Source organism: Sulfuriferula plumbiphila (genome assembly GCF_009938015.1).
Taxonomy (GTDB): Bacteria; Pseudomonadota; Gammaproteobacteria; order Burkholderiales; family Sulfuriferulaceae; genus Sulfuriferula; species Sulfuriferula plumbiphila.
Window position 1 is genome coordinate 1537589 of sequence record NZ_AP021884.1, and the last position, 23099, is coordinate 1560687.

At 60.3% G+C, this 23099-nt stretch carries 21 protein-coding genes and 1 riboswitch; of the genes, 8 read left to right on the forward strand and 13 right to left on the reverse strand.

Annotated elements, in window-relative coordinates; all coding sequences use genetic code 11:
• Positions 1-5: 5 nt before the first annotated feature.
• The 6 genes from GZH91_RS08055 to GZH91_RS08080 form a co-directional block, all read right to left on the reverse strand.
• Positions 6-773: a creatininase gene (locus GZH91_RS08055; RefSeq protein WP_198415433.1), complete on the reverse strand. Its 768-nt coding sequence runs from the start codon at positions 771-773 to the stop codon at positions 6-8.
• A 16-nt stretch (positions 774-789) separates the two neighbouring features.
• A complete protein-coding gene (locus GZH91_RS08060) occupies positions 790-1629 on the reverse strand; it encodes a DMT family transporter (protein ID WP_198415434.1) in 840 nt (279 codons plus the stop codon).
• Positions 1630-1674: 45 nt separating this feature from the next.
• Positions 1675-2427: an SDR family NAD(P)-dependent oxidoreductase gene (locus GZH91_RS08065; RefSeq protein WP_147074572.1), complete on the reverse strand. Its 753-nt coding sequence runs from the start codon at positions 2425-2427 to the stop codon at positions 1675-1677.
• A 16-nt stretch (positions 2428-2443) separates the two neighbouring features.
• Positions 2444-3220, reverse strand: coding sequence for an SDR family NAD(P)-dependent oxidoreductase (locus tag GZH91_RS08070; protein WP_147074571.1), 777 nt, complete (start codon positions 3218-3220; stop codon positions 2444-2446).
• Between the two features lies 1 nt (position 3221).
• The gene (locus GZH91_RS08075; protein ID WP_147074570.1) at positions 3222-4232 is read right to left on the reverse strand and encodes a fatty acid desaturase family protein; all 1011 of its coding nucleotides are present in this window, start codon (positions 4230-4232) and stop codon (positions 3222-3224) included.
• A gap of 72 nt (positions 4233-4304) precedes the next feature.
• Positions 4305-5315, reverse strand: coding sequence for an ABC transporter substrate-binding protein (locus GZH91_RS08080; RefSeq protein ID WP_147074569.1), 1011 nt, complete (start codon positions 5313-5315; stop codon positions 4305-4307).
• Between the two features lie 53 nt (positions 5316-5368).
• Positions 5369-5473: riboswitch (guanidine-I (ykkC/yxkD leader) on the reverse strand.
• A 598-nt stretch (positions 5474-6071) separates the two neighbouring features.
• Here GZH91_RS08080 and GZH91_RS08085 point away from each other — a divergent pair.
• Positions 6072-9044, forward strand: coding sequence for an ankyrin repeat domain-containing protein (locus tag GZH91_RS08085; RefSeq protein WP_147074568.1), 2973 nt, complete (start codon positions 6072-6074; stop codon positions 9042-9044).
• 33 nt (positions 9045-9077) lie between these two features.
• Here GZH91_RS08085 and GZH91_RS08090 read toward each other — a convergent pair whose 3' ends face one another.
• From GZH91_RS08090 to GZH91_RS08105, 4 genes are all read right to left on the reverse strand, one after another.
• On the reverse strand, positions 9078-9926 hold the full coding sequence (locus GZH91_RS08090; RefSeq protein ID WP_147074567.1) for a PA4780 family RIO1-like protein kinase: 849 nt from the start codon (positions 9924-9926) through the stop codon (positions 9078-9080).
• 122 nt (positions 9927-10048) lie between these two features.
• Positions 10049-10474 (reverse strand): DUF2442 domain-containing protein, encoded by a 426-nt coding sequence (locus GZH91_RS08095; protein WP_147074566.1) that lies wholly within the window; start codon positions 10472-10474, stop codon positions 10049-10051.
• Complete coding sequence (locus GZH91_RS18375; RefSeq protein WP_147074565.1) at positions 10458-10709, reverse strand: DUF4160 domain-containing protein; 252 nt, start codon at positions 10707-10709, stop codon at positions 10458-10460. Before GZH91_RS18375 ends, GZH91_RS08095 begins: the two co-directional genes overlap by 17 nt.
• 51 nt (positions 10710-10760) lie before the next feature.
• A complete protein-coding gene (locus tag GZH91_RS08105; protein ID WP_147074564.1) occupies positions 10761-11777 on the reverse strand; it encodes a hypothetical protein in 1017 nt (338 codons plus the stop codon).
• A 110-nt stretch (positions 11778-11887) separates the two neighbouring features.
• Here GZH91_RS08105 and GZH91_RS08110 point away from each other — a divergent pair, with 110 nt between their 5' ends.
• From GZH91_RS08110 to GZH91_RS08140, 7 genes are all read left to right on the forward strand, one after another.
• Positions 11888-13132 carry a lipoprotein-releasing ABC transporter permease subunit gene (locus tag GZH91_RS08110; protein WP_147074563.1) on the forward strand — a complete coding sequence of 415 codons (1245 nt, stop codon included), beginning with the start codon at positions 11888-11890 and terminating at the stop codon, positions 13130-13132.
• A complete protein-coding gene (lolD, locus tag GZH91_RS08115) occupies positions 13125-13805 on the forward strand; it encodes a lipoprotein-releasing ABC transporter ATP-binding protein LolD (RefSeq protein ID WP_147074562.1) in 681 nt (226 codons plus the stop codon). Before GZH91_RS08110 ends, lolD begins: the two co-directional genes overlap by 8 nt.
• Positions 13806-13944: 139 nt before the next feature.
• Positions 13945-14442, forward strand: a complete 498-nt coding sequence (locus GZH91_RS08120) for a c-type cytochrome (RefSeq protein WP_198415435.1) — start codon at positions 13945-13947, stop codon at positions 14440-14442.
• 544 nt (positions 14443-14986) lie between these two features.
• On the forward strand, positions 14987-17344 hold the full coding sequence (locus GZH91_RS08125) for a DNA internalization-related competence protein ComEC/Rec2 (protein ID WP_147074561.1): 2358 nt from the start codon (positions 14987-14989) through the stop codon (positions 17342-17344).
• Between the two features lie 8 nt (positions 17345-17352).
• Positions 17353-19539, forward strand: a complete 2187-nt coding sequence (locus GZH91_RS08130; protein ID WP_147074560.1) for a RelA/SpoT family protein — start codon at positions 17353-17355, stop codon at positions 19537-19539.
• Complete coding sequence (locus tag GZH91_RS08135; RefSeq protein WP_223264616.1) at positions 19511-20827, forward strand: MFS transporter; 1317 nt, start codon at positions 19511-19513, stop codon at positions 20825-20827. Before GZH91_RS08130 ends, GZH91_RS08135 begins: the two co-directional genes overlap by 29 nt.
• A gap of 9 nt (positions 20828-20836) precedes the next feature.
• Positions 20837-21085 carry an RNA-binding S4 domain-containing protein gene (locus GZH91_RS08140; protein ID WP_147074559.1) on the forward strand — a complete coding sequence of 83 codons (249 nt, stop codon included), beginning with the start codon at positions 20837-20839 and terminating at the stop codon, positions 21083-21085.
• A 210-nt stretch (positions 21086-21295) separates the two neighbouring features.
• Here GZH91_RS08140 and GZH91_RS08145 read toward each other — a convergent pair whose 3' ends face one another.
• The 3 genes from GZH91_RS08145 to GZH91_RS08155 all read right to left on the reverse strand — a co-directional run bounded on the left by GZH91_RS08145 (position 21296) and on the right by GZH91_RS08155 (position 22971).
• Entirely contained in the window at positions 21296-21676 is a 381-nt protein-coding gene (locus tag GZH91_RS08145) for a DsrE/DsrF/DrsH-like family protein (protein ID WP_147074558.1), read from the reverse strand.
• Between the two features lie 148 nt (positions 21677-21824).
• Positions 21825-22250: a DoxX family protein gene (locus GZH91_RS08150; protein ID WP_147074557.1), complete on the reverse strand. Its 426-nt coding sequence runs from the start codon at positions 22248-22250 to the stop codon at positions 21825-21827.
• Positions 22251-22272: 22 nt separating this feature from the next.
• Positions 22273-22971, reverse strand: coding sequence for a pirin family protein (locus GZH91_RS08155; RefSeq protein ID WP_147074556.1), 699 nt, complete (start codon positions 22969-22971; stop codon positions 22273-22275).
• Positions 22972-23099: the final 128 nt, after the last annotated feature.

Consider the following 23099-nt stretch of genomic DNA (forward strand, 5'->3'; position numbering starts at 1 on the left):
GTTCCTCAGGCGAACTCGGCGCGCACTGCATCAGCGATGCGCTGTGCGACTTCCCCGGCCATTTGGCGTCCCTTCTCCGCATCCGCTCCCCGCGCCGAGGACAGTACACCCGAAGCAGGCACCCAGGCGGGGTTGAGCGGATGGATTTCATAAGGCGGAAAGTCTGCCGGGCCATTGTCCGGAATCAGGTCCAGGCGCACCAAGTCAGGGTGGTAGTGCAGCATGATGGAAGTTTCAATGACCGCAGCATGTTCCAGCGCGAAACCCGGAAAACCTGCAGGAAATACTGCGGCGAGTGTGGCCTCGGTCATGAAATCCCAGTATTCCAGCCGCATCACGCGAAGCGGATGATTCGGGCCGAGTTCACGCAGCGCCAGGTCAATGCCCTCGATCAGGAACCACTGGTTTTCGTAATGGCCGTTGAGCACTACCAGTTTCTTCACGCCGTGGCGCGCGAATTCGCGCACGGCATCGCGTGCCTGGCTGATCAGCGTGTGCGCGTCCAGACTGGTTGTGCCGCAGAAATGCTGGCCGCCGCCGCATTTGGGCTGGGATTTGTAGCCGTAGCTCAACGCGGGTGCCACGATGCCATCCACTCGACTGGCGGCGCTGGCGGCCACCGCCGACGCCAGCAGCGCATCGGTACCGAGCGGTAAGTGCGGCCCATGCTGCTCCAGCGCGCCGCAGGGCAGGAATAGCGCCGGGTTGTCACGGATGATCTTGTCCCGGTAGACGCTCCAACTCATCTGTTCCATCATCACTGTGCCCATCATTTTCTCCGGTATAAAACTATTGACTGCGTGCCTCGATCAGCGCGGCAGAAGCGATCAGGGCACCTCCCAGCCATTCGTGTTGGGAGATTGCCTCGCCGCCAATCAGGACCGCCGACACCAAGGCCGCAATGAGTTCGAAAATCAGCAGAATGGAAGCCTTGCCCGCCTCCATGTGGGTGACGCCGTATTGTATGGCGAGCGTGGCGAGTAGCAGCCAGGTAAACGCGAACACAAGTATCAGCCCCCATGTCCCTCCCGCGAGGCTGGGAAAACGGGCACCCTGCAATAGCGCGACGCTGCTCGCCAAAATCGCACAGCCCAGAAAAACCACAAACACCTTGCTGGTCATTGGAATGCGTTGAGCAGCACGGGTGGTGACGTTGTTGAGAGCAAAGGTGAGTCCGGCAGAAAGCGCCAGCACATCCACCAGATCGAGCGGGGTGCTAAATGCAGAGACGCCGCCCAGCAGTACAAAAGCGCCCGCCATGGACAAGCCTACGGCGAACCAGCGTTTCGGCGTAATGTGCTCGCGCAGAAAAATGCGTCCGCCGAGTACGCCCCACACTGGGGCCAGATAAAACAGCAGCATGACCCGGACGACGTTACCGCTGATCAAGGCGGTAACAAAAGCGATATTCGACCATCCGCCCAGCAGCGCTATCAGAACAAGCAAGCCAGTCTGGCTGCGCCAGCGCTGCCGTTGCAGCCATAGGGTGGGCAATGCGAATATCCCCACCACACCATAGCTGGCGACGACCATCAAGGCGCCGCTGAGTCCATGGGCGCCAAAATACTTGAGCGGCCACCAGGATATGCCCCATAGCACTGCTCCGAACAGCAGTATGCTGACCGTCATGGGCTGCGACCGTATCGACTGGGTAGGCATGCAGGTATTTACTTTCTAGGCCATGAAGGCGCCGCCATTGGGACCGAGGGTCTGGCCGCAGTAGAAGCTCGCATAATCGGAAGCCAGGAACACCGCGGTATGGGCGATTTCTGCGGGTTGTCCGACACGCCCCATAGGAATTGCGGTTTCCTTTTCCACCCACTCCTGACTCATCTTTTCCAGGGAAAGCATGTCGGTGTTTACCGGACCGGGGGCGATGGCATTTACCCTGATATGAGGCGCGAACTCACGTGCCAGTGAGCGAGTGAGCGTGATTACCCCAGCCTTGGCTGCGGTGTAGGGTGCGTACCCTGCGCGTCCGAGATAACCCAGTTCCGAGGCGATATTGATGATGCAGCCTGCGTCGCGCTCGACCATCTGCGGCAGCACCGCACGACAACACAGGAAGACCGACTTCAGGTCACTGTTCAGTACGTGATCCCATTCGGCCTCGCTGGTATCGAGGAAAGGTTTTTCCAGAATGACGCCAGCATTGTTGACCAGGATGTCGATGGAACCGAACTGCACCAGGCATTGCTCCACCATGCGGTTGACCTGGACAATCTGAGTGACATCTGCTTCGACAATGATGGCCGTACCGCCGATGGCCGTGATTTCCGCTGCAACGGCCAGTGCTTGCTGCGGGCGGTTAAGGTGATTGATGACCAGCGTCGCTCCGGCACGTCCCATTTCCACGGCGATGGCGCGGCCGATACCGCTGGCGGCGCCGGTTACCAGGACGGTTTTGCCTTGTAGAGAGATATTCATATCGGTATGGGATCCTTCAGCTCATTACTTCGCCGTTGCTCACGACGATGGTCTGGCCGGTGATGGCACGTGCGAGAGGGGAGGCCAGGAACAGGAAAGTCCCCGCGATATCTGCCGGTTCCAGCAGTTCGGGGATCGCCTGCCGCGCCAGGATTTCATTCAGCACCTCGACTTCTGACCGGCCCATGTAATCGGATATGTTTTTCAGGGAGCGCATGGCCGTGTCAGTCCTGACCCAGCCCGGGCACACGGCGTTGACACGGATTCTTCGCTTTCCAAGCTCCCAGGCCAGTGAACGCGTCAGACCGATGACCGCGTGCTTGCTGGCGACGTACGCGGAAAAATCGGCCACCCCGGTTTTCCCCCAGATGGAGGATTGGTTGATGATGCTGGCGTCCTGGCGGAACAGGGGGAACAGCGCTCGCGTGAGCAGATACATGCTGGTGACATTGTTGTGCAGCAACGCGGCCCAGCGCTGTGCGGCCCCGAGCGAGTCGTCATCCAGCGGTGTTGGATATTCGATACCCGCGTTGTTAATGAGCGCGTGTATCCTGATGCCGCGTTCCTGGAGGCAGTGGGCAAAGCTGGCAACTTGATCCGGCTGCGACAGGTCCACGACATGGGACGTGATGCGAGCGAGTTGGCCACTGGCTTCCTTGAGTGCAGCAGCATCCTTGTCCACCATTTCCACACAGGCGCCATGCTCGATAAAAGCGCGTGCAACAGCCAGGCCGATGCCGCTGGCTGCACCGGTGACAACCACCGAAAGCCCGGAAAAATCAAGGCTACTCACGTTAGACGGCAGTCAGGAAGGAAACCCCGACAGCGCCGTAAAAGGCCGCTGCCTTGTTTGTCCCTGTAGTAACTACACCATAGTCGTCGCTCAGCACGCGCTTGACCCTGTAGGTGTGGAACCCGGCCAGCAATAGGCGCATGGGGATGATTTGCTCGTAGCCCTCGCCGAATAATTCTCGATGTAGCGTGGGAAGGCGATGCCAGGGTACGGCGGGCTTCTCGTGGTGAGCATTGTGGTAGGGGAAATTCAGTAACAGCAGGTTGAGCCACGGATATTTCAGCGACACCAGGTTGGAGTAAGTATTGGACTGTTCATAGGCATGGTCGCGCAGCTTGTCGTTGGGAATCCTGTCGGCGCCGAGCATGGCGAATGCGTCATAGGTGTGCTGATAGGCGTCGGCAAAGCGCAATACCGTGAGAAACAGCACATAGGCGATGAAATACAGCGCCAGTGCTTTGGGTGAGATTACTCCCAAAGCCAGGAATACAGCGGCGCGCAGCAGGAAGATGGCGATGATGCGCAGGCGTGCCTGCTTGCGTTCAGGAACAAGAAAAGGAATCGCCATGACGTAGACATGCATGATTATTTCCACGGCCGGGATGTAAGCCCACTCCAGGGCCAGGATCAGCTTTCTGAACCATGCAGGACTCGCATGCAGAAATTGTTTGGAGTCAAACGTGATCACATCGGCACGATCCACGTGATGACGCATGTGCTTGCGACGCAAATCCGCAAATGGCGCATAGCAACTGCCGTTGAGCCAGCTCATCAAAGTGCCCCAGTGGGTGTTTGCGATGGGCGTTTTGAAAATTGTGTTGTGGGCAAACTCATGAATGAAGTAGGCGGAATAAACCAGCACATGGGCAAGCAGTAGTGTGCCAATACCATTGACCCACCCCGAGGGGTTGAGCAACAACATGATGCCGATCGGGTAGCCCGCGAGGGTATAGGCGAGCGCCAGCACATTGGGCAATACGCCATCCGGATAGCGAAAGTGTTTACGCAACATTTTGCGGCGTTCCTTGGGTCGGTTTTATTACGCAGTGTCAGGCTGCGGGCGTCAGACGCCCGCAGGTGGCACTTATTTTTTGGTGAGGGATTTGACGAACTGATCGTCAAAGGTTTTTTCGGTCAGAGGAATGGTGCTGATCTGACCCTTGTTTTTGAGGATTTTGCTGATGATTTCCCCGCTCGCATAGAATGAAGTGGTGTCCTTGCTCTTGGAAAAATTCTTGCTCATCTCGTTCAGCGGGATGTTGTAAACCCCTTTCCATTGTTCCTTTACTTCAGCGGGCGAGACACCCATTGCTTTGCCAATGATCTGCGCCGACTCGTCTGGATGCGCTTTCATGTAGGCCAAACCATCTAGATAGCCTTGGATGATCGCTTTGATTTCTTTAGGGTGGGCCTGGATGTATTTCTGATCAAATACCAGCACGTCGGTAATCAAGCCCGGCGCATTCTTGGAAGAAAACACGACATGGAATTTTTTCCCTCCCTCCATGCCCACGATTTGCGACAGGCTGGGCTCGTAGGTAACACCGATTTCTATTCCACCGGAAACCATGGCTGCGGGCACGGATTCCGGAGTCATTGAAACGTCGTGTACGTCCTTATTGGAAAGCCCGTTTTTTTGCAGGGCGTAGGACAGCAGGAAGTCCGATGGCGACAGTGGGTTGAAACCGATCTTTTTACCCTTGAACTGGCTGACCTTGGTAATGTTCGTGGTCGCGACAATGGCGTCTCCGCCGTTGGAGTAATCGATTGGCATGACTACTTTCTGTTCCAGTCCTTTCGCCACTGAGCCGATCACCTGGTCGTAGGTCAGCATGCCACCGTCCACAGCCCCGCTTGCAATGGCGGTAGGAATCAAGGCCGGGTCACTGAACATCTGTAGCTTGACATTGACATCGTATTTTTTGTACAGATCCTTGCCTTCGGCCACAAAAAATGGCCCATAGCCGATCCAGACCACGGTGCCAATTTTGATGGGAGCGGATGCCTGTGCGGCAAGCGGGTTGAACACAGCAGTAGCGACCAATGCTGCCAGGCAGAGTTGTTTGAGCGACTGAAGGGAGAATGCTAACGACATGATGGCTCCTTGGATGGGTTTAAAAGCTACGCAACGGGAAAGCAGTAACGCTTCTCTCCCGGGCTTTTATCCCTCCGTGGAGCCTCCAACGAGGCCGGATCGCTCTCGGACCAGACGTCTTTAATAAATCAAAGACCGGAACCCTAGCGCCCCTAACAAACAGAATCCTACGCAGTGCTATCGCAACTGCCGTCCCATTTGTCCAGAATTGTAAGCAAGCTATATGCCTGGCTTGGATTTCACGACGCAGAGTGTAAAAAATGTCTCTGGGAAATATATCTTGGGCTAATCCCGCATGGGTTCTGTGGAATATTTGATGATCTTAACTTAAACAAACAGGCTGATCGTTTTTCTGCACTCATTTCGTGCGGCAGGCAAAATGATGCACCATTGATGCCGGGTTGATTTGAACGAGAACAATATTATGCCGGCCATGTCGATGGCCGCCTCCTGGAAATTTTGCGGGTGGGAGACTGTCACACTCGAAACAACTAAAATCGATGGCTTCATTCCAAATATTGGATTGCTCGTCAGCCTTTACATATTTTCACAGGGTACAGCCTACGAACCATTTCGCTACCTGGAACCGCGGACAGCGTGGCGAAAAGATTTTAGCTGCGCTGTATGATTACGCCAAAGCGATTGCGCCGGCGCGAAATCAGGGCGTCTGAATTGGGTTGGCCATTGGAGAGGATTGGTGAGGTGTTGGGTTACAGTGAAATGACTTTGAAATTTACCGGACAGTAGTGGTCTGCGATGAAAATTCTCGAGTACACCGGCCTCGACACCTCCCGTGTCAAGGCAGCTTACCGCAAGGTGGCGGATGCCATTGCCCGCGACGACTTCCGCGCCGCACAGGTGAAGAAGCTCGCCAATCTTGGCCACGGCAAGTTCTACCGGGCGAAGCTCGACGACGCGGACCGGCTGCTGTTTTCGCTGGTGCGCCACGGTGATGAAGTTTGCGCGCTGATGCTGGAGGTGATCGCCAATCACGACTACGACAAGTCGCGCTTCCTGCGCGGCGCCACCATTGACGAGGCGAAGATTCCCGACATCGATGCGGCAGAAGCCATCAAGGAAGCGCAGCCGGTGCGTTACCTGCACCCGGAGCGCACCGCCATTCACCTGCTCGACAAGCCGATCTCCTTCGACGACACCCAGGAGGCCATCTATTGCCAGCCGCCACCGCTGATCGTGGTGGGCAGTGCCGGCAGCGGCAAGACGGCGCTGACGCTGGAGAAGCTCAAGCACGCCGAGGGAGAAGTGCTCTACGTCACGCACTCCGCCTACCTTGCCCAGAACGCCCGCGATCTCTATTACGCCAATGGCTTCGAGCATGCCGGGCAGGAGGCAGTGTTTCTTTCCTACCGCGAGTTTGTCGAATCGATTCGCGTGCCGACAGGGCGGGAAGCGAACTGGCGCGACTTCGCCGGCTGGTTCGCGCGGATGCGGCAGATGTTCAAGGAGTTCGACGGCCACCAGGCCTTCGAGGAAATCCGTGGCGTGATTGCCGCCGGCGCCGGTGGGGTTCTGTCGCGGGATGATTATCGGGTTCTGGGCGTGCGCCAGTCCATCTTTCCCGCAGGCCAGCGCGACAAGCTCTACGATCTGTTCGAGAAATACCGCATCTGGCTGTTGGAGGCAAAGCTCTATGACCTCAACCTCGTCGCCCAGGAATGGCAGGCGCTGGCTGCGCCGCGTTACGACTTCGTCGTCATCGACGAAGTGCAGGATATTACCACCGTCCAGCTTGCGCTGGTGCTGCAGACCCTGAAAAAGCCTGGCTACTTCCTGCTGTGCGGCGATTCCAATCAGATCGTCCATCCCAACTTCTTCTCCTGGGGGCAGGTGAAAAGCCTGTTCTGGCGCGATGCGCAACTGGCCGAGCGGCAGGAGCTGCGGGTGCTCACCGCCAACTTTCGCAACGGTCTGGAAGCGACCCGCGTCGCCAATCGGCTGCTCAAGATCAAGCAGCGGCGCTTCGGCTCCATCGACAGGGAGAGCAACTTTCTCGTGCAGGCGGTCGGGGGCGAAGCCGGGCAGGTGGCGCTGCTGCCGGACAAGGACGGCACCAAGCGCGAGCTCGACCAGAAGATTCGCCAGTCCACCCAGTTCGCCGTGCTGGTGATGCGCGACGAGGACAAGGTCGAGGCGAGACGCCACTTCGCCACGCCGCTATTGTTTTCGATTCACGAAGCCAAGGGCCTCGAATACGAAAACATCGTGCTTTACCGTTTCGTCTCCGACCATCGGGCAGAGTTCGCCGACATCGTCGAAGGCGTGGACAGGGCTGATCTTGCCGCCGACACGCTGGATTACCGGCGGGCGAAGGACAAAAGCGACAAGTCGCTGGAGGTCTACAAATTCTTCGTCAACGCCCTCTACGTCGCGCTGACGCGCGCCATCAAGAACCTGTATGTCATCGAGTCGGACACCGGACATCCGCTGTTTGGCCTGCTTGATCTCGCCGTCGCCGGACAGGTGAAAGTCGAGGCAAAGCAGTCCAGTGTGGAAGATTGGCAGAAGGAAGCGCGCAAGCTTGAACTGCAGGGCAAGCAGGAGCAGGCCGATGCCATCCGCCGCACCATCCTCAAGCAGACAGCGGTGCCCTGGCCGGTGTTCGACGAGACGAAGATCAGGGAGCTGCTGGAGAAGGTGTTTCGCGAACAGGCGCCGGGCGGCAAGCACAAGCAGCATCTCTACGAATACGCCACCTGCTTTGATGAGCCGGTGCTGGCGGCGTGGCTCGTTCAGGAAGCAAAGTTCGACACGGCGAGAAGCTTCCAGCAGCAACGCGCCACGCTGGGCCGCAAGACCTACGTCCAATATTTTGCCAGCCACTTCAAGGATATCCTGCGCCAGTGCGACCAGCATGGCATCGAGCACCGCCTGCCGATGAATCAGACGCCACTGATGACGGCAGCGGCGGCGGGCAATGTGCCGCTGGTGGAAGCGTTGCTCGCTCGCGGCGCCGACCGTGAGGCGGTTGACCACTATGGCTGGAACGCCCTGCACTGGGCTATGCGCGAAGCCTTCCGCGATCCGAAGTTCGCGCGCGGTCCGTTCGCGGCACTCTACGATCTGGTCGCCCCGGCAAGCATCGACGTGAACACGGGTGAGCGGTTGGTGCGCATCGACCGGCATCTCTCCGAGTATTTCCTGTTCCAGACGCTGTGGGTGCTGTTCAAGTCGCGTTTCACCCACGGGCAGTGTCGGCGCTACGGCGCTTTCGAGACGCAGGCAATTCTGGATGCCTGGCCGCACCTGCCGACAAATGTGGTGCGGCCGGAGCGCAACAAGCGCCAGCATCTTTCCAGCGTGCTCGCACGCAACGAAATCGAGCGCGACTATGCCTACAACCGGGCGCTGTTCATACGCGTTGCGCAAGGCTGGTACCAGTTCAATCCGAAACTCTCAGTACGCCGGCGGCGCGGCGAAGAAGCGCTTTGGGTGCCGGTCTACACGGCGCTCAATCTGCCGCTCATCAATGAATTTGCCTGGGATAGTACTTATGAAGAGCTCGATCTGCCGCTCCTCAACGGGCCTGTCTGGGATTTCTTCGGGCCTCGCATCGACGATTACCTGTCCATGGCAGGCCTGCCGGAGCGCACCATTCCGCTGGCCGCCGAACGCGCCATTGCACGGCATGAGGCGGCGCAACACCAGAGGCTGATGAGTCAGGAGCTCACGATAAAGCCCCGCGCCCATAAACGGCAGAAAACAACTTGAGGTGCCCTTATGCCCTCGAGTACAGCCCATGAATCATCCCGCTGCCTGCAGCCGCAGCCGCCGTGCAGCATCTTCGGCGCGTGCGTCATCGATTTCCCGGACTATGCTGTCCAGATCAACTGCCTGCGTGCTGTGCTCGAAATGACCGGTGAGGGTGACCTCCGGGTGTAATTCGCCGTGCTCGAACAGCGACCAGATTTCCTTGCCGTAGTCGGTGCTGAGCAGCTCCGGGGCGAAGCGGCCAAAATAGGCGGTCAGGTTGCCGACATCCCGTTCCAGCATGCTGCTGGCGTGGTTGTTGCCTGCGGCATCCACGGCTTGGGGCAGGTCGATGATGACCGGGCCGTCAGCGCCGACCAGGATGTTGTATTCGGATAAATCGCCATGGACGATCCCGGCGCACAGCATGCGCACCACTTGCATCATTAATGTGTGATGGTGTGTGCGTGCCTGCGCTGCAGTGAATTCCACATCGTTGAGCCGGGGAGCTGCGTCGCCATGCGCGTCGGTCACCAGTTCCATCAGCAATACGCCTTCGTGGAAGTTATAGGGTTTGGGAACCCGCACGCCTGCGGCGGCAAGGCGATACAAGGCATCGACTTCGGCGTTTTGCCAGGCTTCTTCCTGCGCTTTGCGCCCATAGCGCGTGCCTTTTGCCATGGCGCGCGCCTGGCGGCTGTTTTTGGTTTTGCGGTTTTCGGTGTAATCAACGGCCTGGCGAAAGCTGCGCTTGTTGGCTTCCTTGTATACCTTGGCGCAGCGTATCTCTTCGCCGCAGCGGACGACGAAGACCATGGCCTCCTTGCCGCTCATAAGCTGGCGGATAACCGCATCTACCAGGCCATCTTCGATCAGCGGTTCGAGTCTTTTTGGGATTTTCATGGGGCTATTGTGTGCAGACAGGTTCAGTAACGGACTAATGAAAGGTAATGGGCAGACACGATGGTGAATTTTGTGCCTGATACGATTGATGCGTTTATCCCGCCTGCCTTCGTGTTTTTTTGTCAGGCGGCGATCAGGTCTTTCGGCTTTTTCGGCCTGCCGCCCAGCTTGCCGTTCTGGCGCGCTGCCGACGCCTTGGCCGCGCTGGCCGCCTTGCCGCCAATCTTCCCGTTTTCGGCTGCCATCCAGCGCTTTGAGCCGAGGAAGCCTTCCAACAGTGCCGGGATGTAGAGGTCAGCATCGAGACGCGGAAAGTGAATGCCCAAGCCGGACGGGCTGATTTCTGCGCCTATCAGATCAGCCGGGTGTGCTTGTTCCAGACCCTGCACATCCTTGGGCGCGAAAGCCAGTTCCAGGCCGGAGACCAGCGAAATGACCACGCGGGCAATGCGCTGGTCATAGCGCACGGCTACGATAGTGGGGAAAGCCGTCTTTTTTGCGGCTGCTCTCCGGCTGGCTGCATCAAATGCCTCATTCGTGATGTCCATGTATCTGCCTCCATTTGTCACAGAGTGTCGCCAGATTGGCGGCCAGTTCGTCCGCGAGCTTCACCACGTCCTTGCGCGAAAAAGCGTAGTTCTCACGCAATTCGGGAGGCCCATTTGGGCAATGCAAATTAAACACTGCTTCGCAGCCGTTTCCGATGACGTGCACATGAGCTGGCCGATGCCCGTTCGGATAGAGGACTGCACGCAGCCCAAAGATAGTGAGTGCGGTTGACATTATATCATAAACCCAAACTGCTTGGGTTTATTATTCGGGTTGGGCAAACCATCAAAGCAGCCCAGCCAGGCTTCCGCGCCGCCAGAATTTCAGCAACATTCCCCGCGTTACCCGCCATTCCACGATCTCCGCTGCGCCCGGCACAATGATTCGTAGCGCCGGTACCTTGCCTGCTTTGAGCATCGCCAGCAATGGCGCGAACCAGTCGGTCTCCAGCTGTTGCAAGCCCTCGCGCCAGCCGATGATGTCGCCGTATTGCGCCGCGCCGCGCAGGTGTCCGGCCAGCACCAGCGCATCGTCTGTGCTGTCCGCCAGCGCGGTGGCGTGGTGCGGCAGTGGGGCGTTGGGGCAGGCGGCGAAGAGTGCGATGGCGCACGCGGTAGGGTCGTTCGCCCACAGTCTGGTTGTGCCTGCCGGCGTGATCCGAGGCGGGGTGCCGCCACCCCACAGCCAGATGCTGTTCACCGTCAACTCGCCGCGCGCCTCGCGGGCGTCGTTCAGCGGCAGGCTGAAAAACAGCATCTGGATTTCGTTGTACAGGCGGTGCCATTTGAGCCCGTCAGCGCCTTGCGGCAGGTAGGGATCGAGGTGCTTGCCGGTTACCGCGGTGACCGGCTGGGTAGTGAGGGCAGGGGGCTGATCGAGCTTCAGATACCAGCGATCCGGGCGCAGCGGATAGAGTGTGAAACCCTCTGCGCTGAAGTGCGCATTGAAGGCCTGGGCGTAGGTTTCCGCTTCGCTCTGGGTGAGCTGGAACGCGCCGCTGTCCACCAGCATGAGTTTGTCGCGGGTGGCGCGCAGGTGCACCGGGTCGGCACGCAGCCAGTAATCCTTACCGGGTTCGCCGCCGTCGGCCAGCAGGGTGACGGGTGCGATCGGCCAGTCCTGTTGCTTGTCCACGCCGAAGGCGCGGCACAGCCAGCCATCCAGGCCGCCCTCCGCAGGCGCGGTGGTTCTGTCCGCACGTGCCAGCAGGGTTTGCAGGGCGGGCGGCGCAAGCCCACCCAGCGCAGCGTCGCGCATCTCAGGCGGGGGAATCAAATCGGGGATGAGCAGGGTGATCAGCATCGCCGCAGTTTATCACTCCATCCCGGCGCAATTTACCCGGTGCGCGATTTTCTGGCGGCAGGCGTGCGCCTGTGGCACACTGCTGCCAGCAAATTCAACTCAAATTCCCCGTGCGCCCTTACGAACTCTACATCGGCTTGCGCTACACCCGCGCCAAGCGTCGCAATCATTTCATCTCCTTCATTTCGCTGATTTCCATGCTCGGCATTGCGCTGGGCGTGGCGGCGCTGATTGTGGTGCTGTCGGTCATGAACGGCTTCCAGGATGAACTGCGCAGCCGCATTCTGGGGGTGGCGGCACATATCGAAATCACCGGCTTTGACAATACCCTGGCCGACTGGCAAAAAGTTGCCGCCGAAAGCCGCAAGGAGCCGGAGGTGCAGGCCGCTGCGCCCTATGTGATGGGGCAGGGTTTGCTGGCCTACGATCAGGCGGTGCAGGGGAGTGTGGTGCGCGGCATATTGCCTGAACAGGAAGACAGCGTGACCGACATCGGCCACAAGATGCGCGTGGGCAGTCTCGCGGCGCTGCGTCCCGGCGAGTGGGGGATCGTACTGGGTGCCGACCTGGCGCGCATACTGGCGGTGCAGCTGGGCGATAAAGTGACGGTGATTACGCCGCAGGGGCAGATCACCCCGGCGGGCATGGTGCCGCGTCTGAAGCAGTTCAAGGTGGTGGGGATTTTCCGGATCGGCATGTACGAGTATGACTCCGGCCTGGCGTTGATTAATCTGCAGGACGCGCAGAAGCTGTTCCGCACCGGCGACCATGTATCCGGCCTGCGCCTGAAAATTGATGATCTGTACCGGGCGCCGGAAGTGTCCAGGAAGCTCGCCAGCATACTGAGCGGCGACTATTCCATCCGTGACTGGACGCAATCGCACACCAGTTTTTTCAGCGCGGTACAGATGGAAAAACGCGTGATGTTCATCATCCTGCTGCTGATTGTGGCGGTAGCCGCGTTCAATATTGTTTCCACGCTGGTGATGGTGGTCACCGACAAGCAGCCGGACATCGCCATCCTGCGCACGCTGGGGGCATCGCCGGGCAGCATCATGAAAATCTTCATGGTGCAGGGTGCGATTATCGGTCTGATCGGCACCGCGACGGGGTTGCTCTCGGGCGTATTGCTGGCACTCAATATCGGCACGGTGGTACCGTTCATCGAACGCACTTTTGGTGTCCATTTCCTGTCGTCCGACGTGTATCAGATCAGCGAGTTGCCCTCCAAGCTGGAGTGGCACGACGTGTGGGTGATCGGCGCGGTGGCGCTGGTGCTGTCCTGGCTGGCGACCATCTACCCCAGCTGGCGCGCATCGCGCACCAATCCGGCGGAGGCATTGCGCTATGAGTAACCCCGTTATTGCCTGCCGCGACCTGAAAAAAACCTACCGCCAGGGCAGGCTGGATGTGCGTGTGCTGACCGGGGTCAATCTGGTGGTGGAAGCGGGCGAGCGCATCGCCATCATGGGCGCCTCTGGCTCGGGCAAATCCACCCTGTTGCACCTGCTGGGCGGGCTGGATGACGCCAGCAGCGGCAGCGTGGAAATCATGGGGCGCGACATTCAACATCTGGGCGAAACCGAGCGCGGCAAACTGCGCAACGAATCGCTCGGCTTCGTCTACCAGTTTCACCACCTGCTGCCCGAATTCAGCGCACTGAACAATGTTGCCATGCCGCTGCTGATCCGGCGCATGCCCACCGCAGAAGCGCACGAGCGGGCCGCCAGGGTGCTCAAGGAAGTCGGCCTCGCGCATCGCCTCCATCACACTCCCGGCGAGCTTTCCGGGGGCGAACGCCAGCGTGCCGCGATTGCCCGTGCGCTGGTCACCCAGCCTGCCTGCGTGCTGGCCGATGAACCGACCGGCAACCTCGACCGCCATACCGCCGAAGGCATCCAGGAACTGATGCTGGCGCTGAACCAACAGCACGGCACCAGCTTTCTGGTGGTCACCCACGACCCGGATCTGGCCGGACGCATGCAGCGCGTGTTGCAACTGGCAGATGGGGTGTTGGTGCAGGGTTGAGGTGTTCCTGCGCGTATGCTGACATGATTAAGGATAGCCCGCGTAGCCTGCGGGCCCAATGTTAGTGCGCCGCATGAAACATCCGCTGCAAGGCGCTTTGCTTGTTGGCACATTACGCCTTAGCGAGTTGGAGAAAAGTGTGAAGAAACCGAATTCCCCTGCCGCCCAAACCAGGCGCGTCCGATGGCTCGCCGCCACGCTCCTGGCAGCAGCGATGGCGACCGGGATTGTGCTCATGCGCCCGGACTCGTCCGAAACGGGCAGGACCGATACATCCGTTCAACGTATCTCGCGCGGCAAAATCGTATATGAACAGCATTGCGCAAGTTGCCACGGCGCCAAGCTGGAAGGGGCACCCAACTGGCGCCAGCGTCTGCCCGGCGGACGCATGCCCGCCCCGCCGCACGACGATTCCGGCCACACCTGGCATCATCCCGACGAAGTGTTGTTTGGAATCGTCAAATCCGGTGTAGTGCCACCCTATGCACCCGCAGGCTATCTCAGCGACATGCCGGCGTTCGGTTCGGTACTGAGCGACGAGGAAATAGGGTCGGTGCTGGCGTATATCCGGAGCCACTGGTCAGAAGAGATTCTCAAGGCAAGAGCCGAGATGACGCGTTACACCGGCGCAAAGTGAGGTCGGCGGCCCCGGGATCAAGCGCCAGTATGGCGAGCGGGCTGCCCGTTCCGGCCCGGATGACAAGTTTGATGAAGTCGCGGCGTCAGTTTATGAACATTCGGGCTGGGTCCTTGACAGTGAACACGCCGCAAGCGGCGCGCCGCTCAATCCACACGCTGCCCGCCAGCCTCAATGCGGGCGGGGCGCGAAGCCACGGAAAATCAGGATAGCCACATTACCGGCACTCAGAATTTCCCGTGGCCAGCCGATTACGAAAACCAAAATCAGCTGCGCATTACGCATATTCAAAGAATCAGTATTCCACCGCTTGCCGTGATGGTGGCAATGCCGATGGTGCTTTGCATAGCGGCCTTTCTTGCCTATCCTGACTGCATCCTGCCCTGCGCCGTACGATGCCATGCACCCTGACCCAGATAATGTCGAGCCTGTCCTCTCCGGATTTGCCCAACGTGAGTGGCTCTGGGTCATCGCCATAGCGGCAGGAGTGGCAAGCGTCGCCTGGTTCAAGGCGTTCAAGCATTTTGGGCGAGCTGTCTAGCCGATGCGCAGCAGCATACTTGCCTTCGTCGCGGGCGTGTGGCTGCTGCAACAGCAGGCGGTGCTGCCTGATCCGGCCTGGGGGTGGGGCTTGCCGTTATTGGCTACGGCTTACTGGTTGCCGCGCCACAGGCTGCCTGGCGTTGTGCGTCATGGGTTGTTATTGGGCATGCTGTTTGGCGCCGGATTCCTGTTTGCCGCTGCCGCCGCCGGGCAGCGTATGCAGGACGTGCTGCCGCTGGCGTGGGAAGGCGTGGACATCGTTCTCAGCGGCGTGGTGGCCAGCCTGCCGGTTAAGACCGAACACGGCCAGCGCTTTGAATTCGATGTCGAGCAAGTCATCACTCCCGGCGCACAAGTGCCGCGCCATATCCAACTCAACACTTACACCACGGCCTTCAACGGCAAGCCGCTGCCCGATGCCCCGCGTGTGCATGCGGGCGAGCGCTGGCGCTTCACGGTGCGCCTGCGCCGCCCCCACGCCAACGCCAATCCCCATGTGTTCGACCTGGAGGCCTGGTTTCTGGAACGCAATCTGGGCGCGCTCGGCAGCGTGCGTGACAGCCCAGATAACCAGCGTTTGCGTGTCTTTGTGGCGCGTCCCGGCTATGCGGTGGAGGCAGTGCGCGAAGCCATTGCCCTGCGCCTTGACTGCGTGCTGGCAGGTGAGCCCTACGCCGGGGTGCTGAAGGCGCTGGTGATTGGCGACCAGTCCGCCATCCCGCCCGCGCAATGGGCGCTGTATCAGCGCACCGGAATTACGCATTTGATTTCCATATCAGGCTTGCACGTGACCATGCTCTCCGGGCTGGCGTTCGCGCTGGTGTACTGGCTGTGGCGGCGCAGCGTGCGGCTGACTCTGCGGTTGCCGGCACGGCGCGCAGCGGTGCTGGCAGGGGCGCTGACGGCACTGCTGTATGTGCTGCTGGCGGGATTTGCGGTGCCGGCGCAGCGTACGCTTTACATGCTGCTGGTGGTGGCCGTGGCACTGTGGTCGGGGCGGGTGATTGCGCCGACCCGCGTACTGCTGTGGGCATTGCTGATAGTCGTGCTGCTTGACCCGTGGGCGGTGCTGTCGGCGGGATTCTGGCTGTCGTTCGGTGCGGTGGCAGCGATGCTGTTCGCCACCACCGCACGGGTCGGCAAGCTGCACTGGCTGCGCGCCTGGCTGGCAACGCAATGGGCGGTGACGCTGGCATTGGCACCGGTACTGTTGCTGCTGTTTGGCCAGCTGTCGCTGGTGTCGCCGCTGGCCAATGCGTTTGCCATACCGCTGGTGAGTTTCGGCGTGACGCCGCTGGCACTCGCAGGCAGCGTGCCGGGCATGGACTGGCTGCTGTATGCCGCGCACTGGCTGATGGCCGGGTGCGTATGGGTGCTGGACTGGCTGGCACACCTGCCGCTGGCGCTGTGGCAACAGCCTGAACCGGGTGGCGCCGCTGTGGTGCTGGCGCTGCTGGGTGCGCTGTGGCTGCTGCTGCCGCGCGGCTTTCCGGCGCGCTGGGTGGGGGCGCTGCTGATCTTGCCTGCCCTGTTGACGCCACCCCCGCAGCCGCAGCCAGGTGCGCTTTGGGTGACCGTGCTGGATGTGGGGCAAGGACTGGCAGTGCTGGTGCGCACTGCGCATCATGCCCTGCTGTTCGACACCGGGCCGCGCTACACGGCCGAATCCGACAGCGGCAGCCGGGTCATCGTGCCATATCTGCGCGGCGAAGGGGTGGCGCGGCTTGACGGCCTGATTGTCTCGCACGACGATAACGACCACAGCGGCGGCGCGCTGTCGGTGCTGCGCGAAGTGCCGGCAGGCTGGCTCGCCAGCTCACTGCCAGCCACGCACCCGGTGCTGGCCGCCGGGGTGCGCAGCCTGCGTTGCGTGGCCGGGCAGCACTGGCAATGGGACGGGGTGAACTTCGCCGTGCTGCACCCCACGCAGGCCAGCTATGACGATGTCCGCCTGAAAGACAACAATCGCGGCTGCGTGCTGAAAATGGATGGCGCGGGCGGCAGCGTATTGTTGTCCGCTGACATCGAAGCGCGTGATGAGGCCGAGCTGCTGGCCAGCGTGCCTGACAAATTGCCCGCCACCTTGCTGGTCGCTCCGCATCATGGCAGCCGCACCTCGTCCACGCCGGATTTTATCGCTGCCGTGCATCCTGACGTCACCGTATTCACGGTGGGCTATCGCAACCGCTTCGGCCACCCGCGTGGCGATATCGTGGCGCGCTACGCACGGCTGGGCAGCCAGTTGCTGCGCTCCGACAGCCATGGGGCGGTGGAGGCGCACTTTGTCCCGGACCATGCGCCCAGCGTTGCTGCCTGGCGGCAAACCCGACAGCGTTATTGGCAGGCTGGCGTGCGATAATTCAGCCCATGGTTACCACGCATACCCCCAGCGCCAGTTGTGGCGACAACCTCGATTTCGATGCGGCGCTCAGGCATCTTGCCGAACAGTTTGACGCCAGCGGTGCGGCGCTGATTCGTGCCGCTGGCGCGTTGATTGTGACCGAGCCGGACACGCTCACCGCGTTCGGCGCAGCGCGTATCAGTCACGCCATCGGCAGCGCCGTGCAGGTGGCCGATCTGCACCTGGATGCCGACAGTGTGGCGGCGGCGCTGCTCACCGGCCTGGCTGACCACTGGCAGGACGATGTGCTGAGTGCGCGACTTAACCCGCAGGTGGTCAAGCTTGCACGCGGTGTGGCGCGCATGGACGAAATCGGCCAGCTGGTAGGTGGCGGCGAGTCGGCGCGGCGTGATGGGCAGAGCCAGGTGGAGGGGCTGCGCCAGATGCTGCTGGCGATGGTGGAGGACATCCGCGTGGTGCTGATCAAGCTGGCGGAGCGCGCCCATGCGCTGCGCTGTCTGGTGCAGAGCAGCGACGATAACGCGCGGCGCCAGGTGGCACACGAGGTGCGTGAGCTGTTTGCGCCGCTCGCCAACCGGCTCGGAGTGTGGCAGTTGAAATGGGAAATGGAGGATTTGTCCTACCGTTTTCTGGAGCCGGAAAACTACCAGCGCATCGCGCGCCTGCTGGACGAAAAACGCCTCGACCGCGAGCGTTATATCCATGACGTGGTGGCCAAGCTACAAGCTGAACTGCGCGCTGCCCATATCCAGGCGGAAGTGACGGGCCGTCCCAAGCACATCGTCAGCATCATCAACAAGATGACGCGCAAGCATCTGCAATTCGACCAGCTCTACGACATCCGTGCGGTGCGTATTCTGGTGCCGGAACTGCGCGACTGCTACACCGCACTGGGCATCGTGCATAACCTGTGGCAACCGGTTACCGGCGAGTTCGACGACTACATCGCCCAGCCCAAGAGCAACGACTATCGCTCGCTGCACACCGGTGTGATCGGCCCTGAAGGCAAGGCGCTGGAGGTGCAGATACGCACCTTCGACATGCATAAACACGCCGAGTTGGGCGTGGCCGCGCACTGGCGTTACAAGGAGGGCAGCCGCACCGCTGCGGGTGCCGAAGACAAAATCGCCTGGCTGCGCCAGATTCTGCAATGGAAGGACGAAGTGGCGGACAGTGCCGAACTGGCCGAGCTGTTCAGGAACGAACTGTTTCAGGATCGGGTTTATGTGCTCACGCCACAGGGACGGGTGATCGACCTGCCCGCGGGTGCCAGTCCGGTGGATTTTGCCTACCACGTGCATTCCAATCTGGGCCATCGCTGCCGGGGTGCCAAGGTGGATGGAGTGATGGTGCCGCTCAACACGCCGCTGAAAAACGGCCAGCGCGTGGAAATCCTCACTGTCAAAGAGGGCGCGCCGAGCCGTGACTGGCTCAATCCGGCGCTGGGTTATCTGGTCACCCAGCGCGCCCGCGCCAAGGTCCGGCACTGGTTCAAATATCTGCACTTTGAAGAAAACATCGCCCAGGGACGCGCTATCCTGGACAAGGAGTTGCATCGCCTGGGGGCTGCGGATGTCAATCTGGACAGGCTGGCGCAGAAATTCGGCGAATCCCGTGCCGATGAATTCCTCGCGGCGCTGGGGCGCGGCGACATCACCCCGCACCAGCTGGCGAGCGCTGCGCAAGAGCAAATTTCCCCGCTCGTGGAGGCACCCATCAAGCGACGTGCGGTCAGGGCGCCAACCGACAAACCCGCTGACGGCATCCTGATTGAAGGGGTCAGCAATCTGCCGGTAACGCTGGCACGCTGCTGCAAACCGGCACCCCCCGATGCGATTGCCGGGTATGCCACACAGGGACGTGGCGTCACTATCCACCGCCGTGACTGCGCCAACATTCAGCGCATATCGGGCGAGCGCCAGGCACGGCTGCTGGCGGCGGCGTGGGGCGAGGACAGCGCTTTCGAGAGCGAAATCTGCGTCACGGCATTCGACCGTCACGGTCTGCTGCGCGACATTTCCGACGTGCTGGCAAAAGAACGGCTGGCTGTGGTGCGCGTCAACACCGAATCAAAAACCGACATGGCGGTGATGCACTTTTATGTCAACAGCGTCAGCCTGCAACCGATCAACCGCGCGCTGGCGCGCATCCAAGGTCTGGCCAATGTCATCGAAGCTGTCCGCAAGGGCTGAGGTTGCGCCGGTACAGCGGCGCGAATACTGGGCATGGGCGATGTACGATTTCGCCAATTCCGGTTACACCACGGTGGTCATCACCGCCGTTTTCAGCGCATATTTCGTCGCCACCATAGCTGGCAACGCGGAGTGGGCAACGTTTGCCTGGACCGCCGGGCTGGCGCTGTCGTATCTGCTGATCATGCTGACCGGGCCGGCGCTGGGTGCTTATGCCGATCTCCATGCTGCCAAGAAAAAACTGCTGGCTGTCACCACCGTGGGCTGCGTGCTGTTTACCGCCGCGCTGGCGCTGGCTGGCCCCGGCGCAGTCGGGCTGGGGCTGCTGCTGATCGTGTTGAGCAATTTCTTTTACGGCAGCGGTGAAAACCTGATTGCCGCATTTTTGCCCGAACTGGCAGCGGGGCGCGATCTGGGCAAGGTGTCAGGCTGGGGCTGGAGCCTGGGCTACATGGGCGGGCTGCTCAGCCTGGGTTGCGCGCTGGCCTACATCAGCTGGGCGCAGGGCCGCGGACAGGATGCGGCGCACTATGTGCCGGTGACCATGCTGATTACCGCAGGGCTGTTTGCCTTGTCCAGCCTGCCGACCTTTGTGTGGTTGCACGAGCGCGCCGTGCCGCAACCGGGGCGCCATACGCACCTGTGGCGCGATACCTTTTCACGGCTGGCGCACACACTGGTCCATCTGCGCCAGTATCGCGATCTGACGCGGTTTTTTGTGTGCATCGTGTTTTATCAGGCCGGGGTGCAGGCGGTGATTGTGCTGGCCGCCATTTATGCGCAGCAGGCCATGCATTTCCAGATTCAGGACACGCTCAAACTGATCCTGGTGGTCAACATCACTGCCGCCATCGGCGCGTTCGTGTTTGGTTATGTGCAGGATCGCATCGGCCATATCCGCACCATTGCGCTGACTTTGCTGGGCTGGATCGCGATGGTGCTGATTGCCGCCAGCGCGGAAAGGCGCGACGCATTCTGGCTTGCCGCCAATCTGGCCGGGCTCTGCATGGGTGCCAGCCAGTCGGCGGGACGCGCGCTGGTCGGCTATCTCAGCCCGCGCGCGCGGCTGGCTGAATTCTTCGGTTTGTGGGGCTTCGCGGTCAAATTTTCTTCGATTCTGGGCCCAGTGACGTATGGCGTGGTGAGCTGGGTGTCGAGCGGCGACCACCGTCTCGCCATGCTGCTGACCGGCAGCTATTTTGTGATCGGCCTGGTCATTTTGATGGGCGTCAATGTGCGCCGCGGGCGCCGCGTGGTGCTGCGCGCAGACCGTCTAGAACCCGCCTGAAAGGCATACATGCAAACACTTGAATTCACGCTTGAAGGCGAATATGTAGAACTCAACCAGCTGCTGAAACTGGTTGGCGTGTGCGCCAGCGGCGGTGCCGGAAAAATGCTGGTCGCATCCGGCGTGGTTTCGGTAGACGGCCAGGCGGAGTTGCGCAAAACCTGCAAGATCCGCGCCGGGCAGGTGGTGAGCCTGGGGGAGGTGCGCATCAACGTGGCGGCCCCGGCTACCGTGCCGCCTGATGCCGCTCAGGCTTAAACCTAAAAACCGTAGTAGACCGCTCATTTCCCTCATGAGAGCCGCATGAATACTGAGTGTTCCGCCTTCGTTCGCATTCACCTTCTGGGTGACATCGCTACGCACCCGCCGGTACGTCCGGTCGCGCGCCTGCCTTTGTCGCGCCTCGTTGCTTCGCGGCAGCCACACGCCCAAACGCACCATCGGGCGCGTCCAACTACGGTTTCCAGGTTAAAAGCTCAGCAGTTTTTTTGCTGCTTCCAGGTAAGGCAGGGCCGCCGCCACGCTCATCGCCGGGATGCCGGGCACCATGTCTTCAGGCTTGAGGCCATGCAAATCCATGGAGGTGGCACACAGTACAAACTGCGCACCATTTTGCCGGGCCAGGTCCATAAATCCGGCAAGGGATTTGCCGCCTTCTTTGGGAAACACGGTTTCCGCCACACCTTTTTGCAGCAGCAGCGTACCCAGCCCGGTGAAATAGACCACCACGCTGCGTTCTTCCGCTGCCGCCGTGGCAGCCAGAAAGAATGGCGAGGCCAGGCGCTTGGGTGTATCCGGGCCACTGGTCATGACGATGCCGAAATCTATAGCGGGTATTTGGTCACTCATGCTGCACTCCTCAAATTGTTCTTAAACGGCATTCACCACGGAGAGCACGGAGAATATGAGAAAAACAAGATGACAAAAGGCAATATCTTCTGCTTCATTGTTTTCTCCGTGCGCTCCGTGATCCCCGTGGTTAACTGTTTTTCTACGGTCATGTGTGTTCGGCCTGACCCTTGCGGCATTCACGGCGCAGGCTGAACGGCCCGCTGCCATGCACGGCCAGGTACACCATCGCACCCATGATAGCGATGTTTTTCATAAAGTGATTCATCTGGTTTTGCATGCCGGCGGCGTCAGCGTGCCAGAACGCATGAAAAGTCAGGGTCACCGGAATCAGCCAGAAGAAAAACGCGATGGCTGCATAGCGTGTGTAGAAGCCGAGCAGAATCATCAGGCCGCCGCCGATTTCCAGCACGATGGTGAGTGTCAGCAGCAAATCCGCCATGGGCAGCCCCAAACTGCCCATGTAGCCTGCAGTCTGGGCGAAGCTGCCAATCTTGCTAAAACCGGCCAGCAGGAATATTTGTGCGATCAGCACGCGTCCGAACAGCGGGCCGTATTTTTGGAGGGTCATCATGTTGCGTCTCCTTATGATTGGATTATTGAAGATCAAACACCAGCACTTCTGCGGCATGGATTCCGGTCACAACAATTTCCGTTTCCTGGCTGATCTCTGCGCCATCACCATGCTGCAACGGATAGCCTTTCAGTTCAACATCACCGTGCGCCACCTGTAAATAGGCACGCCGGCCAGGTGCCAGCTCCAGACGCGCAGTTTCACCATGGTCGAGTCTGGCGGCATAGAGCAGGGTGTCCTGGTTGATGTGCACCGAGCCGTCGCGGCCGTCGGGGGATGCCACCATGCGGAAGCGGCCCTGCAGTTGCGCCGGGTCAAATCGGGCCTGTTCATAGCTGGGGGGCACGCCGGTTTTTTGCGGCAACAGCCAGATCTGCAGCAAACGCGCAGGCTCGGTTTGCGAGGGGTTGAATTCGCTGTGGCGGATGCCGGTGCCGGCGCTCATGCGCTGGACATCGCCAGGCCGGATGACGCCGCCATTGCCCAGGCTGTCGCGATGTTCCAGTGCGCCTTCGAGCACGTAGGTAACGATTTCCATGTCCTGATGGGCATGCATGGGAAACCCGGCAGCGGGCGCGATGATGTCGTCGTTGATGACGCGCAGCACGCTATAGCCCATATGTGCCGGGTCGTAGTAGTTTGCAAACGAGAAGGTATGCCAGCTGTCCAGCCAGCCGTGTTGCGCGTGGCCGCGGGTATCGGCTTTACGAACCTGGATCATTTTTGTCCTTTCATTCAGATTGTGCAGCCAGTCTAGAACTGGTTTCAGATCAAATAAAGCGGAAATATTGAACACTCATGTTCTGAAATTTTGAACTATCAAGCTGAGGCGCTGCACTATCAATGCCA